General features: G+C 33.9%; 15 protein-coding genes and 3 pseudogenes. 9 read left to right on the plus strand and 9 right to left on the minus strand.

All coding sequences use genetic code 11. The features are described from left to right. Window positions 1-21 precede the first annotated feature (21 nt). Window positions 22-1,422 carry a hemolysin BL regulatory component HblB gene (gene hblB / locus MHH71_RS27920; RefSeq protein WP_078212193.1) on the plus strand — a complete coding sequence of 467 codons (1,401 nt, stop codon included), beginning with the start codon at window positions 22-24 and terminating at the stop codon, window positions 1,420-1,422. Between the two features lie 129 nt (window positions 1,423-1,551). Here hblB and MHH71_RS27925 read toward each other — a convergent pair. The 4 genes and pseudogenes from MHH71_RS27925 to MHH71_RS27940 form a co-directional block, all read right to left on the minus strand. Further along, a pseudogene (locus tag MHH71_RS27925) lies at window positions 1,552-2,157 on the minus strand (Tn3 family transposase); the annotation flags it as partial. A gap of 241 nt (window positions 2,158-2,398) precedes the next feature. Then, the gene (locus tag MHH71_RS27930) at window positions 2,399-2,593 is read right to left on the minus strand and encodes a hypothetical protein (RefSeq protein ID WP_006097346.1); all 195 of its coding nucleotides are present in this window, start codon (window positions 2,591-2,593) and stop codon (window positions 2,399-2,401) included. Window positions 2,594-2,611: 18 nt separating this feature from the next. Then, the gene (locus tag MHH71_RS27935) at window positions 2,612-3,043 is read right to left on the minus strand and encodes a hypothetical protein (RefSeq protein WP_033799451.1); all 432 of its coding nucleotides are present in this window, start codon (window positions 3,041-3,043) and stop codon (window positions 2,612-2,614) included. Continuing rightward, on the minus strand, window positions 3,040-3,246 hold the full coding sequence (locus MHH71_RS27940) for a helix-turn-helix transcriptional regulator (protein ID WP_006097344.1): 207 nt from the start codon (window positions 3,244-3,246) through the stop codon (window positions 3,040-3,042). Before MHH71_RS27940 ends, MHH71_RS27935 begins: the two co-directional genes overlap by 4 nt. 410 nt (window positions 3,247-3,656) lie before the next feature. Here MHH71_RS27940 and MHH71_RS27945 point away from each other — a divergent pair, with 410 nt between their 5' ends. The 3 genes from MHH71_RS27945 (at window position 3,657) to MHH71_RS27955 (ending at window position 5,034) form a co-directional block, all read left to right on the plus strand. Next, entirely contained in the window at window positions 3,657-3,851 is a 195-nt protein-coding gene (locus MHH71_RS27945) for a helix-turn-helix transcriptional regulator (RefSeq protein WP_000956453.1), read from the plus strand. Further along, complete coding sequence (locus tag MHH71_RS27950; RefSeq protein WP_006097343.1) at window positions 3,851-4,306, plus strand: hypothetical protein; 456 nt, start codon at window positions 3,851-3,853, stop codon at window positions 4,304-4,306. Before MHH71_RS27945 ends, MHH71_RS27950 begins: the two co-directional genes overlap by 1 nt. A gap of 566 nt (window positions 4,307-4,872) precedes the next feature. Further along, window positions 4,873-5,034 (plus strand): hypothetical protein, encoded by a 162-nt coding sequence (locus tag MHH71_RS27955; RefSeq protein WP_006097342.1) that lies wholly within the window; start codon window positions 4,873-4,875, stop codon window positions 5,032-5,034. Between the two features lie 160 nt (window positions 5,035-5,194). On the opposite strand, the pseudogene MHH71_RS27960 reads toward MHH71_RS27955, so the two are convergent. Both MHH71_RS27960 and MHH71_RS27965 read right to left on the minus strand, forming a co-directional pair. Beyond that, window positions 5,195-5,424, minus strand: a pseudogene (locus tag MHH71_RS27960) (hypothetical protein). Window positions 5,425-5,668: 244 nt separating this feature from the next. After that, a pseudogene (locus MHH71_RS27965) lies at window positions 5,669-7,101 on the minus strand (IS4 family transposase). A 221-nt stretch (window positions 7,102-7,322) separates the two neighbouring features. Between MHH71_RS27965 and MHH71_RS27970 the strand changes: the two are divergent. Next, a complete protein-coding gene (locus MHH71_RS27970) occupies window positions 7,323-8,552 on the plus strand; it encodes a serine hydrolase domain-containing protein (protein WP_033799433.1) in 1,230 nt (409 codons plus the stop codon). Between the two features lie 344 nt (window positions 8,553-8,896). On the opposite strand, the gene MHH71_RS27975 is transcribed toward MHH71_RS27970, so the two are convergent. Next, window positions 8,897-9,595 carry an NADH dehydrogenase gene (locus tag MHH71_RS27975; RefSeq protein WP_033799434.1) on the minus strand — a complete coding sequence of 233 codons (699 nt, stop codon included), beginning with the start codon at window positions 9,593-9,595 and terminating at the stop codon, window positions 8,897-8,899. Between the two features lie 121 nt (window positions 9,596-9,716). Then, window positions 9,717-9,863 (minus strand): hypothetical protein, encoded by a 147-nt coding sequence (locus MHH71_RS27980; protein ID WP_006097276.1) that lies wholly within the window; start codon window positions 9,861-9,863, stop codon window positions 9,717-9,719. A gap of 717 nt (window positions 9,864-10,580) precedes the next feature. On the opposite strand from MHH71_RS27980, the gene MHH71_RS27985 reads away from it, so the two are divergent. From MHH71_RS27985 to MHH71_RS30740, 4 genes are all read left to right on the plus strand, one after another. Further along, on the plus strand, window positions 10,581-11,750 hold the full coding sequence (locus MHH71_RS27985) for a serine hydrolase domain-containing protein (protein WP_078212152.1): 1,170 nt from the start codon (window positions 10,581-10,583) through the stop codon (window positions 11,748-11,750). A gap of 187 nt (window positions 11,751-11,937) precedes the next feature. Continuing rightward, window positions 11,938-13,368, plus strand: a complete 1,431-nt coding sequence (locus tag MHH71_RS27990) for an IS4 family transposase (RefSeq protein WP_006097613.1) — start codon at window positions 11,938-11,940, stop codon at window positions 13,366-13,368. 445 nt (window positions 13,369-13,813) lie between these two features. Beyond that, window positions 13,814-14,566, plus strand: coding sequence for a DUF4362 domain-containing protein (locus tag MHH71_RS27995; RefSeq protein ID WP_033799543.1), 753 nt, complete (start codon window positions 13,814-13,816; stop codon window positions 14,564-14,566). Window positions 14,567-15,922: 1,356 nt separating this feature from the next. Next, the gene (locus MHH71_RS30740; protein WP_167535699.1) at window positions 15,923-16,102 is read left to right on the plus strand and encodes an IS3 family transposase; all 180 of its coding nucleotides are present in this window, start codon (window positions 15,923-15,925) and stop codon (window positions 16,100-16,102) included. A 98-nt stretch (window positions 16,103-16,200) separates the two neighbouring features. On the opposite strand, the gene MHH71_RS28000 is transcribed toward MHH71_RS30740, so the two are convergent. Further along, window positions 16,201-16,728, minus strand: a complete 528-nt coding sequence (locus MHH71_RS28000; RefSeq protein ID WP_018783672.1) for a M23 family metallopeptidase — start codon at window positions 16,726-16,728, stop codon at window positions 16,201-16,203. Window positions 16,729-17,146 lie beyond the last annotated feature (418 nt).

Consider the following 17,146-nt stretch of genomic DNA (forward strand, 5'->3'; position numbering starts at 1 on the left):
CCTATATAGGAGGAATATGAAATGATGAAAAAACTCCCTTACAAAATACTCGCTGTATCAACGTTTTTAACTATTACAACAGCTAATGTAGTTACACCAGTAACAGCCTTTGCAAGTGAAATTGAACAAACTAACACTGGAGATATGTCTCTTTCAGCAAATGAAGAACAAATGAAAAAAGCTTTGCAAGATGCTGGGATGTTTGCAAAATCTATGAATGAATATTCTTATTTATTAATCAATAATCCAGATGTGAGTTTTGAAGGAATTACTATTAATGGGTATGCAGATTTGCCTATTAAAATTGTACAAGATCAAAAGAATGCAAGAGCACATGCTGTTACATGGGATACGCAAGTGAAAAAACAGCTGTTAGATACATTGACAGACATTATTGAATATGATACAAAATTTGATAATCATTATGGAACATTAGTAGAGGCGATTAATACAGGGAATGAAGATACTTTAAAAAAAGGAATTACAGATTTACGAGGTGAAATTCAACAAAACCAAGAGCATGCACAAAAATTAATACAAGAATTAACTAAGTTAAAAGACGATATTGGACAAGATGTTAGAGCATTTGGAAGCCATAAAGAGACATTGCAATCGATTTTAAAAAACCAAGGTGCTGATGTGGAGACTGACCAAAAGCGTTTAGATGAAGTTTTAGGACAAGTAAACTATTATAAAAAATTAGAATCTGATGGATTAACAATGGTAAAGATCCCTTTTATTCCCACGCTGATTTCTGGTGGTATAATGATAGGTACAGCAAGAGATAATTTAGGCCGATTAGAGCCTACATTAACAGAATTACGTAAGACTGTAGATTATAAAATAACATTAAATCGTGTAGTTGGAGTTGCGTTTCATAATATTAGTGATATGCATAGTACGATTGATAATGCTATCACTGCTCTTACTTATATGTCCACGCAATGGGATGATTTAGACTCTCAATATTCGAGTGTACTGGGACATATTGATAAAGCATCTCAAAAAGCTGATCAAAATAGATATAAATTCTTAAACCCTAACTTGAATTCAGCTAAAGACAGTTGGAAAACATTAAGAACAGATGTTGTCACATTACAAGAAGGGATGAAAATTGCAGAGAAAAAAGAACAGGATCTTATGAATCAGCTTCGTCCATCAAACGTTTTCTACTTTTATAAAAAAATTCATAACGCATACACATTTGAAATAAAGACTGGAACAAATGCACCAAATGCGTCTTATAAAGTTATGAATTTAACTAAAAACACTGTTCATAACATGTGGAGTGGAGGACCAAATACAAACATGTGGGCTGACTGGCTTTCGTTCAATCCAAAAGATGAATTTGCGGTGGTAGCAGTAGTGGATGGGAAAGAATACATTGTATATAAAGACAAAGTAGAAAATATAATGAACTGAACCCGGAAAGTTAGACAGAAAAATTAGGCAGCTATTGGGGGTACGGCTACGATTCCTTCTTTTTGGAGCCACTCACAAACGTAAAGCAAGAGAGGAGGTTATATGAGTTATCCTCCACTCTTGCTTAGATTAACCAGCTACTTCAATTGGAATCGGTGATACAGGTATATCAAATTCAATATCTGGAGGACGTCTATTAGAATCTAGTCGGTATTTTCCAAAGCGGTTCACATGGAATGTTACATAGGGACTCAGATCAGACAATACTTCCGCATCAATTTTATTTCCCTCCTGTATATATTCATGAAGAATCCGTGTAAGTTGAAATACATTATAAAAAATTAAGCAATTAGCGATTAGATGGTTATATTTAATGATTTTTCTTTGACGTTCCCGATTATTCTCTGCAATAATTCCTTCTCCACCAAAGAATAACCATTTCGCAAATCCATTAAAAGATTCACTTTTATTTGTAGCTGCTTGAATTGTACTTCTCAATTTTTCATTAGATAGGTAATTTAACAAAAATAAAGTGCGAATTGCACTACCTAACTCTCGAAAAGCTTGATATAACTTGTTCTTTTTACTATATGTATTTAACTTATTTAAAATCGTGGAAGGATGAATCCGTCCCATTTTAATTGACATCACTACACGTAACATATCTTTATAATGATTTTCAATCAAATTCCAATCAATTGAGTGTGAGAACAATCCATCAATATGTTGATAGGATAGAGTTTGATCAAAATATTAATTGAACGTGTATTTTGCAACAAATAAAAAGAATCCATTTTGAAAAAGATTAATCAAAACGAATTCCTACACAATACATCTAGAGTTATTATTTATAAAAAAGTTTGATTAGAACTCATGACACCATCATATAAAAGCGTTAAAAACTACTTCAATACATCATTGAATAAGCAGGCATTAAAATTTAGCTATCTAATATTTCAAGGTGCGCTACAATTAATTATTCGGACGTATTCTGCTGATTACATCGATCACACAAAATCTCTTTCGCATTTTTTACTAATACTTTATCTAATACCCCGACAGGCATTCTTGATTTAGTGGGTAAGTTCAACCGAACAATAAATTCTTCCCCTTCAACAATTTCTTTAAAACAAATATGGCAAACTAGTTTTGCTTCTTTAAAAAATGACACCAAATTTATCACCTTTCTCTATTCATCTTCTAAATCTTGTTCTTGCTTTACTCTTAATCTATATACATAATACAGCGGTATAAATCCACAAATAAATACAATAGCTCCTAATAATAGACCATCAATCCAGCTAAAGTTTGGTGTAATAGAAATAAGATATGCAACAGTCACTACAATAATAGTTAGTACTACCATACTAACAATAAGTGATTTCTTTGGATTTTTTATTTCCTTTTCATGTTCCACACTAACACTCATCGATAAATATGCAGATACAACAGATGTTAAAATAAATACCATCCAAAGTGGGTTTTCACGCATCCCATCAAGTCCACCTTGAAAGAACTCGTAACCAAGGATACATAAGATCCCGATTGTTTGGACAATATACGTAATTCTAATATTTTTCAAATTCCTTAAAATGAGTCTTTCATCTGTAATCTTCTTCATTCAAAATCCTCCTGATTTATCCAAAATATTTCGTCTAAGTTTGCATTTACGGCATAGCAAATTTGTAAACATAGCTTTAGTGACGGGTTATATTTCCCTTTTTCAATCAAGCTGACGGTTTGCCTTGTAATACCAACTGCATCAGCAAGCTGCTGTTGTGTTAAATCTGCTTTGACACGAGCAATTTTCACGTGATTTTTCATATAACACCCTCCACAGAATAATGTAACTTATATATTACCTTATGTAAAGTATAAGTTACATAAAACTAAAAAACAACTTCATATCATAAAATAGTAGCTGTTTGTAGCTTTGAAAAGTAACTTAAATCCTTAGAGATCTCTTCAAAAATAAGAAACAGTTTTTATCCAACTTTCATACAAATTATCAATTTTTTTAAATTACCAAACTTTATGCAAATGATACAAAAAGCCAATGCACATATGCGTATTAAAACAAAAGAAGGTCATAGGATACAAATTTATAAAGTTGATTTGTATAGAGGGATATCCCTGGAAATATAAGGTGTTAAAACCTCTAACCATTGACGTATATATATTACTAATGTAATATATATATTACAAAGGAAATAAATGTATTGGAGGCTTCTAATATGCTTACCAAAGTAAAGCGAATTCGACTTGAAAAGGGTATGACACAGGGGGAATTAGCAAAATTAACAAACGTAAGTAGACAGACAATCGGTCTAATAGAAAAAGGCGAATACAACCCATCTTTGAAATTATGTATTGAAATTTGTAAAAGTCTAGGTGTTACATTAAATGATTTATTTTGGGAGGAAGATTAATGTCTAAGTTATTAAAATTATATCTTTTCGGAAAAGGTACTTCTGTTGATGAACGAGAACAAAATACTGCCTTCGAAATAATGGCAAACGCCGGAATTCTAGCTCTTTTTATCTGTTTTGGAGCTATCCTATATGATTTGATTTTAAATAAAGAGGTTACATCACTTGGTATTTTAGCTTTAATTATTCTTTTAACGACATCACTTTATATAGTTATAATGATGAGAGTCAAAAAAATATACTTACGTTTTGCAAATAATAAAACATTGATACGAAAATCGATATTTTCAGGCTTTATTTTCTTTGTTTTATATACTTTATTAACACATTTATCTGGAGAATCAATTACCATGAGGGACCTTATTGGGAACAGTATAGGCGGCGTTTTTTTTGGCCTATGCATGAATGGATATAGTAAATATAATAGTAAAAAAGCGGAAGAAGATGAACTATAATATTAATTCAAAACACCCTTCATTAGTCATTAATGAAAGGTGTTTTTTTATATACATTATCTTTATTGATGTAGCGATTAATCTTATTGCATTATTTCTTTAATAATCGGTACCTGCATAATCAACTTTTATAATGCTTTCAGAATGAAAACGTGATGTCTTTTATGGTAACCAAGTTTATTTTTATCGTTGTGGGGAGCAATCAATTTCTTAAGTTGATGGCTATGTATGGTGACCCCTATAACAGCTATATCTATATTGAGAAATTTATTACAAAATTAGTTGTAAATGTTAAAAAATCGAAAGTAAACTTTTACCCATAAGTTTACTTTCATTTTTTTAATCTCGTTAGATTAATCCCAACTCCCTTGGTATCCTCAAAAATATAAATAAAAGTATACATTCAAAGAATTATAAATTAAGCCTTTATAATATAGATGCGCAAATTAAATTAATTTTATTATATAATTAATTTAATTTATTGTTATTTATCTTTACGACACTATAAATATGTCATTTGTTTGAACCTTACAATTTATAGTTTAAAAGAAAGGAGGTATATCTTTTTGAATAAGAATATACAAAGTGATGCAAAAACGGTAATTGGAATATCTATAGGAATGTGCTTGGGGACAACCTTCGGGTTGCTTATTAATAACCTTGCTCTGGGTATAATAATTGGCATTGCTATTGGATTTGGAATTTCTAAAATAAAACAAAAAAAATAGCTTTATTTATTCTATACAACAGCAGTAGAATAACCCCTTACCTTTGAAGTGGTAAGGGGTTATTCTTATAAATTTTAGTTACCATAATCCCACTTATCAGTAGTCCATGTATCTAAAAATCTCAAAAAGTCCCTTCAGATCTTCTGAAGAGACTTTTTATTCATAAAACCATTAACTTAAGAGATTTTTTCCAATTTGAATAATAATAAATGAACTGAATTAATAAAGTTATTACTGAAATTCCAGTTAAGGTTGCAAAAAAGTTAATCCCAAATCTGATAAATAAGTTACTATTAGAGTGATAACTACAAAAGGAATTGAGGCTAAAACATTATAAAAACGTTTTTTATAAAAAAGATGATCTTTTTTATTTATATAATTATTGACCATAAAAATCCTCCTCTTTCTTTTCTAAACTTCATGTATATTCACATTAATAGAACACCTAAATTTTACCACATCATAAGGTATTATTAACATAAATCCCAAAAAGGGGTAACATCACATGCCCATCAAGCTAAGGTTGGGTATTCCACGAACTTCCGTTCTTGATGCCCACATGCTTGATAGTTTGTTTATTTGTTTTTAAAAATACGCATTCCAAATAAACCTTGATTAGGTATATTTTTAAAGATTATGCAGTTTTCCGCTTTAGATTGGATACAGTGCACTGATAAACAATGCCTAAAATATCAAAGACTGTCTTTTTCTCATATCTATGGGATTTCCGTCCGTTTTTCTGTAAGAAGTCAAACAGACGAAGGAAAGTTTTTGATACTTCTTGGGTGTCTTGTTGGATAGCCTTATATACTAAGTATAGATGATCTTGAATCATATAAATTGCTTTATATTCACTTAATTCTTTTTGTTTTTTTTGTAGTAACAACTGTCGCATTTTGAACATAGTAGAAGAACAAAGAAAAATAGCGATTAACTGTCCATAAAGATGACATTCTAGACGCTCTCGCTTAATATTGTGACAATGATTGATACCAAATAGAGACTTCCATGTTTTAAATACAATTTCTATTTGCCAACGTAGTGAGTAGATATCATGGACCTGTTCCATCGGAATAATTTCCCATGGTATGTTGGTAATATAAACATTGATTTCTGTTAAACGTTTACTTCTTTCAGAGTATGTAACTCCTTTTTTCTTTTCAACATAAGATTGCTGTTTCCTACGTTTATGAATTTGAGTTGATGTAAGTCTGTATATTACAACTCGTGAGGGTAATTTTTGTTGTCCAACATAGACATTCCGAATTTCATAAGTATCTCCTGGTTTTATCTGATGCATGATATCTTCAAGGTCAAGTAAAACATATAAAGATTGCTTTTTAACTGTCCCATCCCGAAATAATTCTGGCGATTCATTTTTTACATATACTCTATTATTTAATTTCAACCGTGAAACGTAGAATGCCCCTCGTTGATCCATCTGGTCTAAATCTTTTAGAGAAAAATATCCTAAATCTCGAATACATAAATCTCCTGGGCATAAGGTATCTAAACACTCTGTACCAAAGGTTTTATCATTATTTTTACCTGGTTCCATTTGAAAATTGAGGAATTTCCCACTATGTAAATCATACTCTAGTTGAATCTTAATACCGGCTGTTTGTGCACATCCTCCTGAACCAGGATAAATAGGAGCTAAATGATTGGGTACTTGAAAAATAGTAGCATCTAAAATACGTATACGTTGAAAATAGGAAGTGTATTGGTTTGGAATTTGAGATGAACCGTTTAGTTGGCTTTTAACTAAACGAGAAAATACACACTGTAGGAATAAAACAGCGCATCGGTTAAAGCGTTGATTAAGTCCTTCTGGACTCATGAGTGTAGTTGTATTCGCATAAAGTTGACTACATAACCGAGTGAGAGAATCGCTTGCTACATGTTGACTAATCCAAATACATAAAGCAGCCAAATTTCGTGCCCCATATTTACTTTTACGTTTACAAAACCTGTTTCCTGTGCAAGTTGTTGAAGGGTATCGGGAGATAAATATCGCTGTAGTTCTTCAGCAAACAAATGAAATTCATCCTGAATCGAAAGATTCATAAAAAAACGCCATCCTTTCTGTATATTTCTACAAAAAGAATAACGTTTTCTGTGAATTATGGATATAAATTTATCTTAGGTTGATAGTGATGTATGGTGACCCCATATACATAAATACATTTTGTCGAAATTATTAAAAAGGGGAATTTTTCTATTTGAAGAACTAATAATTGTTAGCCAATATGTATTAGAAATCTCAATCTAAACTAAAGGAGAACAAAATGGGACAAAACAATAAAGGCTTTTCTGAAACAGGGTTGCGCAAAATGCGCAATGTACTGGCGCAGCATGTCGATTCTGGAAAGATTCCTGGGCTCGTCGCCTTAGTCAGCCGAAACGGCGAGACGCACGTCGAAGCGCTTGGAACAATGAGGCATGATGGTGGCGCACCAATGCGTCGGGACACGATCTTTCGATTGGCGTCCACTAGCAAGCCGATCGCAGTTTCACCGGTAATGGTTCTGCTCGACGAGTGCAAACTGCATTTGGACGACCCAGTAGACAAATGGCTGCCCGAACTCGCCGACCGGCAGGTGTTGAAACGGCCCGATGGTCCGCTGGAAGAGACCGTCCCAGCACGGCGTCCTATCACTGTACGAGACCTGTTGACCTCCACATTCGGGCTCGGAGTGGATCTCACGTTGATGGGTTCTCCGATCATGAACGCGTTCTTCGAGAGTGGGATATTCGACACGCCAGGGCAGGATATGCCCGATCCAGATGAGTTTATGTGTCGCCTAGGTGCACTTCCGCTAAGCTACCAGCCCGGAGAGCGGTGGCAGTATCATATCAGTATTGAAGTGCTCGGCGTGCTTGTTGCCAGGGTCACGGGTCAGATATTCGAGTCGTTCCTGCGCGAACGCATCTTCGATCCACTGGGAATGAAGGACACTGGCTTCTACGTGCCTGAGCGCAAGATTGACCGGCTTCCACCTGCCTTCAACCCTGATCCGCAGACAGGTGAGTTCATCGTGTGGGATGAGGGTGCAGGCGGACGATACAGCAAACCTCCAGCATTCCAAGCAGGCGGTGGTGGGCTGCTCGCAACCGTCGACGATTATCACGCGTATTTGCAGATGCTGTTGAACAAAGGGATGCACGGAACCAAACGGATCCTGTCCCGACCTGCAGTCCGGCTGATGACCACCAACCGTCTTACTCCTGAACAACAAGTATACCGAGACGATTTGGCCAAAAACAACGTCCATTTGTCGTTTGGACAAGGGATACAAGGCGGCTGGGGCTTTGGGATGGCGGTGCGTACCTATCTTGGAGACTACGCGTCTATCGGTCAGTTCGGCTGGGATGGCGGAACCGGCACTGCAGCTTACGCTGATCCAGACAAACAGTTTACTGGAATCCTGTTCACCCAGGTTGGGATGTCCACTCCGGACTCATCGCATCTTATCCAAGACTTCTGGATCACGGTCTACCAAGCGATCGAAGACTGAAACCGAACTTAGGTATTGTTTAAAGGAAAGCGCCAAGACGGATGCATAATCATAGGCTTGGCGTATATTTTTTAATGTTATATTATAATATTATTATTTGAATATATATCCATCTATTTTGAGGATGATGCCCTCAACTATCCGAGAAAAACTGCTTTTATTAATAGATATTAGGGGTCCTGCCACATGCCCATCAAGCTAAGAATTTAGGACTACCCCCAAACGATAATTCTGTATAAATTGCTCAATTTTATCGTTTGGGGGTAGTTTATTTGTGTTAAGTTGATGGCGATGTGGCCGGACCCCTAAAATAAACTACTTTGGTTCAATATTAATATTTATTTTCAGTTATTAGGTGGAAAAACACTTACTGGTATGTCCGACTTATACAATTGCTCTAATATCTTTTGGTCTTTACAATATACTTCTGCATAACTATATTTATTTACTAAATCAATTCTTACGAAAATTGTTTCTTCGGTATTGCACCACCACTCAAAATATTTATCTGAAAATGATTCTCTCTTAATTTTATTTAAAGCTTCCGTTTTTTTAAACTCATCAATTTCACTAATTTTAGCCCCACGTGTTAGCCAATTTTTATGCTTATTAACCATATAATATTTAATTGCATCATCGTCTAAAAATTCTTCTATATTTTCAGCACTAATGAAAAAACGTCCCATGCAGAAATGATATATTTTCCCATCCTCATCAATACAAGGTCCAAAATCTCCTGCATAATGATAATCCATACATTGAACATAGTATTTTCCGTTTTCTTTTTTAAAAAATTTAAGTTCATATTTTTCTTCAAATTCATTGAAGAAAAACATATCCATTCGGAAACCTGTATAAAATCTTTCACCAATTTTATACCAAATGCCACCAAATGATACTTGAAAATCAATCATTTTATCAAAAAAGGGTATTCCTTCATTGGCAAATACTCTTTTAATTTCATCTTTATTTTTAATTGTATCAACTTTCTTACCAGATAATATCATGTCATTTACTGTCTCAGATAAAATTTTTTTCTCCATACTTTTAATACCCTTCATATGAATTTTTGTTACGAATTTTATAACAACTATTCTTTAGTTTATATGTTATACATATTAACTCTTGTGACTATCTGCGTAAAGGATATAGGCCAATAAAAAATCACTTCTCGTTCTCAAGTTTTTCTTTATTGAATTGTGTAAGCATGCCATCTATCGTTTCAATTCCACCTCTTGTTTTTTTCTTTGCAACATTTTGGAATTGTGCAAAATTCGCGAATGGCTCAAACTGTTTTTCCTGATCAACCACTTTAGATTCGGTCTGCTTAGTAACTGTACTCCTTCTTTGTTCAACTTTTCTTTCTAATTGATTAACAGATTCTTGGGTAATTAATTCATTATCAATTGCTACATTCTTCGTTGCAAAAAAGGGTATCGCCTCATGCCCATCAACTTAAGAATTTTATAATGCCCCCAAAACGAAAAAATGAGCTGACTTTTCAGAGTAACTAACTGTAGAGAAAGAAAATTTTCATTTAGGGGGTACTTCAAAACCTTAGCTTGATGGCGATGGGGTCACCATATCAAAAAAAGTAAATTGTACGTTAGATACATTTTTCAACCGCTTCCAGTACGTTAAGGGATTGGTTGTTTTTTATAATGAAATTCTAAATATCTAATGATAATAGGTGAAAAAGACGATCAATAGTTGGGGTACGGAAATGATTCGAATTTACATTCTTTCTCAATACATATTATGGATAAATAAAGTAAAATATGGGCTGAGGGTATGTCTCATGTTGTGTTACTCCTAACAATAACTAAGGATACATAATATGCTTTCATACCCTTAAATAATTTTGTTATAGAAGGGATGGAGATTTAAATGGCTCAAATTGTTGATATTGATAGATACCTTTGTACTGGGGCTTTAATCTATATGAGTGAGGGCCTTTTCCCTAAGCCTAGGAGGTAAGGAACAGTAAACAGCCACCTATACACTATGAATAGAGGAGAGGAATGCCTTATGAAAATACGTAGTCAAATTACATTTGCAAGTCTGGCCCTTTTAATAGCTGGAAGTTCCCTGTTATATACAACACCAACCTCAATTGTAAAAGCAGAGCCCACTCAAAATGTATCTAGTTCGTTACAAACAAATACTCAACGAGATCGTACTTCCGTCAAGCAAGCAATGCGGGATACATTGCAACTTGGATACCCGGGGATACTTGCTAAAACTTCTGAGGGTGGAAAAACGTGGGGGTATGCCGCTGGGATAGCGGATCTGAGAACCAAGAAGCCAATGAAAACAGATTTTCGCTTTCGCATTGGGAGTGTGACGAAGACGTTCACCGCAACGGTTATACTTCAATTAGCTGGAGAGAATCGCCTGAATCTAGACGACTACATCGAAAAATGGTTGCCTGGTGCCATTCAAGGAAATGGATATGATGGTAACAAGATTACTATTCGGCACATATTGAACCATACAAGTGGTATCGCTGAATACTCAAGGTCAAAAGACGCTGATTTTACGGATACAAAAAAATCGTATACGGCTGAAGAGTTAGTGAAGATGGGGATTTCTCTGCCCCCAGACTTTTCCCCAGGAGATGGATGGTCTTATTCAAACACAGGATATGTATTACTGGGTATTCTTATTGAAAAAGTAACCAGAAACAGCTATGCGGAAGAGATTGAAAATCGGATTATTGAACCGCTTGAATTGTCGAATACATTCCTACCTGGCAATTCAAGCGTTATTCCAGGCACCAACCATGCCCGTGGATATGTCCAACCAGACGGAGCAAGTGAGCTAAAAGACGTTACTTATTATAACCCAAGTGCAGGTAGCTCTGCTGGAGATATGATTTCTACTGCTGACGACTTAAACAAATTCTTCTCTTACTTGCTCGGTGGCAAATTACTGAAAGAACAGCAACTAAAACAAATGCTTACTACAGTTCCTACAGGAAAAGAAGGAATCGATGGATATGGTCTTGGAATCTATGAAACTAAGCTTCCAAGCGGTGTCTCGATATGGGGACACACAGGTGGCATTCTAGGGTTTACTACTCTTGTTGGAGGTAAACTTGGAGGCAAGCATACGTTGGTCGTCAATTGGAATAGTTTGGGTAGAACTGACAGTCCTAATCCTTTTAAAAATATCTTACTTGCTGAATTTAGCAAGTAGGCAAAAAGGAAAAACGGAAAAAAACGGATAAATTTTGTCATAGTTTTTATAATTAAAAATAAATTTGGGGCTTTTTGGAATTCAGGCGGCAACCCAACGCTATTAAGCTAATAAAATAAAATCCTCCCTAAAATGAAAAAATACGCTATTCTTTCTGTAGAATCATAGGAAAGGATGGCGTTTTTGTATGAATCTATCGATTTCTGATGAACTACAATTATTTTCTAAAGAATTACAACGACATATGTCACCACATGTTTTAGATCAGTTAGCTAGAGAAATAGGATTTGTTCAACGGAAAAGTAAATATCGTGCACAAGATTTAGTAGCTCTTTGTGTTTGGTTAAGCGAAAACATAGCAAACACTTCATTGACACAACTATGTAGTCTATTAGAAGCTAACACAGGTATTTCTATGAGTCCAGAAGGACTCAATCAACGTTTTAATTCTAGAGCTGTGCAGTTTTTACAACAAGTATTAGCGTATTTACTTCATCAACAATTTTGTTCTTCTAGCAAGATTTCAACTTTGTATACAAACTATTTTCACCGTATTCGTGTATTAGATTCTACACATTTTCAGGTTCCAGATAAATTCGTTTCTACATACCAAGGCTCAGGAGGTAGTGGTCAAAGTGCCGGTATGAAAATTCAATTAGAGTACGATCTGTTAAGTGGTCAATTTCTACATGTTCATGTGGGTGCTGGAAAGCACAATGATAAAATTTACGGTTCTACTTGTCTCGAATCTCTTCAACCGCAAGATGTATGTATACGGGACTTAGGATACTTCGACTTAAAAGATTTACATACCATAGACAAGTACAATGCTTATTTCATCTTACGACTTAAGCTCAATACTCGTATATATCAGAAAAACAAAGAGCCTGAATACTTTCAGAATGGAACGATAAAAAAACATTCTGAGTACATCCAACTAGATATGGAGCAATTTATTGAGCAATTACAGCCAGGTGAAACATATGAAATTCCTGATATTTATATCGGAATGTATCAAAAGCTTCCTACAAGACTAATTCTGTATAAATTAACTGAGACGCAAATGAAACGTAGGCAAAAGGATTTAGCATCTAAAGAACACAAGAAGCAAATTACCTATAAGGAACGCAGTAAACGTCTCAGTGCAATTAACTTTTACATTACGAATATTCCTTTGGAATGTCTACAAAAGGAACAAGTATATGATTTTTACTCATTACGTTGGCAAATTGAACTTATCTTTAAAACATGGAAATCATTTTTTCGAATTCATCAATGTAACTCTGTAAAACTGGAAAGATTAGAGTGTCATCTATATGGACAATTAATTAGCATCCTTCTTTGTTCCTCCACTATGTTTCAAATGCGCCAATTACTTCTCATCAAGAAGAAACGAGAATTGAGTGAATATAAAGCTGTTTATATCATTAAAGATTATTATCCACTTTTTTATCAAGCTCTACAAAAAGACATCCAAGAGCTATCAAAGCTCTTGCTTCGTCTGTTCGATTTTTTACACAAAAACGGGCGGAAATCTCATCGATATGAGAAAAAGACAGTCTTTGATATTTTAGACGTCGTGTACAATTGTTCCAAGCCTCACAATCATGTAGCTTAATTAAAAAAACGAAACCCTTTAGGGTTTATTTCTTGTGCAAACTTTTAAATAATTTATACTTAGTCTTCAGAAAATAGAAAGCTCTTAAGTTGAAATTGATTTTACATAAGTGTAGCTTGATGGCCATGGCGTACCGCCAACATTTTAACAAAAATATACGCTTAGCAAATTTCTGTAGCCTTTTATAGGGGGACGGCAACGATTACTTCTTTTTTGAGCCACTCGGCAATTTCTATGTTTTTTGTAGATTAAAAGAACTTGAATAAAGTTCTTTTTTTACTTGTAATTAAATCCTAGAGTAGCCCCTCATACCCAGAAGCGTTTCCGTACCCCATATAGAGATAAGTGGTCTAAACTTAAACTATTCGAAGCGCAAGTTTTTCAGGGAAAAATAGCGAATTATTGTTATAATCAAATACATAATATGTTTTAGGAGGAACTCAATTTGAAGAAACCATTGATTGTTGGGGCATTATGCTTAGCACTCACTTCTTTAACTGCGTGTAGTAATGACAATGAGAAATCATCCACTGAAGTGAAAAAAGATGAGATTGTTATACATATACCTAAAGAAAAATCTAAAAATCTAGAACGATTTGGAACATTTTCTCAAAATGTAAAAAATAAGAAAAATGACGAAATACAAATTAAAAATTATTTAACTGACGAGGAAGCAAAAGTACCAACTTTAGAAACTGTAACTTATAAAGATGAAAAATTCACTTTTACTTACAAGTACAAAAACGATTATAGAAAGGATATATGTAATAAGCTTGTTACTCCTCAAGAAACACATGGTATAGCATATATGCTAAGAGATTGCGCCCAGTCAGAAGAGGGTATTGTACTTCATAATACAGCGGAGGATGGTGAAGGAATACACTCCATAAAAGATAAATCTATTGAATTTATTGAAGTTGAGGGGGATAAGACCTACATATTCGTAAAGCAATTTGATGTTGGAGCTTTCGTGAACGCTATCCAACATACAAACTTTAATACACTTTCAAATACATCTAATACGCAAAAGTCAAATTACAAAGTAAATGTTCACTTTTTAAGTGGAACAACTCAAACATACTATTTGTGGATTGACAAAGAGAAATCACAAGGAATAATTATGGATTCAGAACAAACAAACCAAGGACATGAAATCGATAAAATATTTGTAGATGACATCATAAAAGTGTTAAATTAAAATGACATATTTTAATGCGCCTCATTAAGATACATTTTTCAGATGATTACATGAACTCCATTACTACGTAAAAAATTGACCGCCCTCACAGGCGGTTTTCTTATACGCTGCTGTCTTCCAACTCCGCCAGTCATCTCGTCCAACACATTCGCCTTTAGGTACAGAAAGCTTCTTTTCAGTCTAGAACTATTTTTTAATGAAACACCTTTTACGTTTTAGGTATTGATAATTTCAAAACAGTACATCTTTATTTTAAACCGACACCTTCTTATATAAAGTAGGCTTTTTTCATTACTTTTAAACCCCTTTATTAATATAGAAGTCTCTGATTGAAAAGATAAAGCATCGTATCTTTTTTAGAAACGTCGCAACTTTATTCAAAACATCGTGCCTTTGTTTCAAACCCACATCAAGGCCTTTCATATTACCTAGATAAATAATTTTTACATAATAAAAAGATACATACTATATTTTTACGTGTTGTGGTTGTGGGCTGGTTGTTGAAAACTTAAAAATAGAAATGTCACATGGTTTTTGGAATTTATTGCAGAATGTCTTCTGTAAATAAATATGATAGTATCTACAGGCTGGGTATTCATCATCTATAAAACCAGTAACTTTATCCAGATAACGGCTTCCTTTATTTATAAAAGAAGCCGTTATTTTTCATTTGTGAATTTCCATTTATTTCACATCTGAAGTTATACCTAATTTTAATTTTAAAACGATATACAGTTACAATTAATTATCGTAAGCGAATCCAGAACCTTACTATTTTATAAATAGAAAAACGTTCATAAAAATCACTTAATTATACGAATGAGACTTCATTTTTTGGTACTTGGGGGTATTAAAATTTCTTAAATTAAAGGGCATGTATGGTGACCCTAATAAGAAAAGACACCCTCTCGAGTGTCTTTCTCTGACTTGAACCACTTCAATTTAATATGAATATATCCGTATTTTTCCCCAGTTATACGTGTAAACACATCCTATAAAACAGAATCAATTATTTATACCAGATTGTTAGTGTACAAATACAAGAGAATTGAGATCAATGTAGAATGACACCACATCTATAAAGTTAATTTATTGATGTGTTACGCCTTTAAAAACGAATCTGCTTTATAGAATGTATCCACAAGTAATATTTTACTACATTTAATAATTCGGTTGGTTTAATTTTTAAAAAATTATGCAATATTTCATAATTTTTAAATTGCACAAGAAAGATATAACCTATTTCTCTTATATTTTCTCTCCTATTTTGAAACAAGTCCTATGAGACGCTGTGAAATACTTTTACATCAGGTTCAATAATTTATCCCAATAGAGTTTACTCTATTGGGATGATTGGTGCCGAAAAATATTAAATTCGTTCATTTCAAAGCGGAATGTTTTAATCTGAGTTCATTTCGTTCAGTAGAAGAAGTTAAACTTGCCGTACATAAATATATTCATTTTTATAACTATCATCGTTTTCAAAAGAAGTTAAAAAACCTGAGTCCATACGAATATCGAACTCAGACTTCTTAACTATGCGTTTTAATTACTGTCTACTTGACAGGGGTCAGTACAATGTAAGGTGACCCCTTTAAGAAACACATATTGTATAAGAAATAAGATCTTACTATTTATTTTTTACAACTATTCTTACTTGTATAGGATTTTGTACCCCAATAATGAATTTGAGAGCCGTTAAATGAAATTTTTTTGACTTGTCCCTGATAACTTTGTTCAAAATGAAGGTGAGCACCTGTTGATCCTCCTGTATTGCCCACAGTTCCAATTTTCTGTCCTATCGTAACTTTTTGTCCTTTTTTAACGCTTTGTGTACTTAAGTGTGCATAGCGAGTAGTCCAACCGTCTCCATGATTGATCTCAATCCATTTTCCATAACTTCTATTTCCCTCATTTTCTACTCTTGATACTGTGCCAGAAGCAGATGCTACAACAGTATCTCCTTCATCGTTTGCTCGGTTAAAATCAACAGAATTTGCTGGACTATGATTAGAACGAGTTTGTCCTTCCCACTTCTGTCCACAAGGAAAAGGCATTTGAAACTTTGGAGTTCCAGCTGCCTCGGCAGTATTAAAACCGCCTATACAAAATGTAAGCAGTAAAGTTGATGCAGTGATTGATAGCAACTTCTTTTTCTTCATAAAAACTCCCCCAATATTCTGAAAATATTTATGTAGATGTATTCTTTTTATTTTCACTCGTTCCCTTCCCAATCTTTTTTTCTCAAAAATAGACAGATTCTTTTAGAAAACAATATTTTTTCCACAGGGCATGATAGTCATCTTCAAATTAAAACATTTTTTTCAGCTTTGCTACTCCTTTTACTTGTTTTTATGTATTCACATCAGAACATAAAGACCCCAAAATGAGAAAATTGGCATCTCCAGGTGAAAATGTACAATTTTATTATTTTTGGAGTACTATAAAATTCTTAAGTTGATGGATGTGTGGCGGGACCCCATCACTATCAAGCTAAGCTTATGCAAAGTCAATTTTAGGCGAGATTGTTTCTTTTTTCTAAAGGGCAAGTGTAGGTGATTGAAAGATTTGCATACGAAA

The organism is Bacillus sp. FSL H8-0534, from assembly GCF_038005885.1.
Lineage (GTDB): Bacteria > Bacillota > Bacilli > Bacillales > Bacillaceae_G > Bacillus_A > Bacillus_A pseudomycoides.

Excerpts from the sequence above, each read along its gene's own strand:
- hblB (WP_078212193.1), top strand. The coding sequence starts at position 22 with ATGATGAAAAAACTCCCTTACAAAATACTCGCTGTATCAACGTTTTTA.
- MHH71_RS27940 (WP_006097344.1), bottom strand. The coding sequence starts at position 3,246 with ATGAAAAATCACGTGAAAATTGCTCGTGTCAAAGCAGATTTAACACAA.
- MHH71_RS27950 (WP_006097343.1), top strand. The coding sequence starts at position 3,851 with ATGTCTAAGTTATTAAAATTATATCTTTTCGGAAAAGGTACTTCTGTT.
- MHH71_RS27945 (WP_000956453.1), top strand. The coding sequence starts at position 3,657 with ATGCTTACCAAAGTAAAGCGAATTCGACTTGAAAAGGGTATGACACAG.
- MHH71_RS27985 (WP_078212152.1), top strand. The coding sequence starts at position 10,581 with ATGAAAATACGTAGTCAAATTACATTTGCAAGTCTGGCCCTTTTAATA.
- MHH71_RS27935 (WP_033799451.1), bottom strand. The coding sequence starts at position 3,043 with ATGAAGAAGATTACAGATGAAAGACTCATTTTAAGGAATTTGAAAAAT.
- MHH71_RS28000 (WP_018783672.1), bottom strand. The coding sequence starts at position 16,728 with ATGAAGAAAAAGAAGTTGCTATCAATCACTGCATCAACTTTACTGCTT.
- MHH71_RS27970 (WP_033799433.1), top strand. The coding sequence starts at position 7,323 with ATGGGACAAAACAATAAAGGCTTTTCTGAAACAGGGTTGCGCAAAATG.
- MHH71_RS27990 (WP_006097613.1), top strand. The coding sequence starts at position 11,938 with ATGAATCTATCGATTTCTGATGAACTACAATTATTTTCTAAAGAATTA.
- MHH71_RS27975 (WP_033799434.1), bottom strand. The coding sequence starts at position 9,595 with ATGGAGAAAAAAATTTTATCTGAGACAGTAAATGACATGATATTATCT.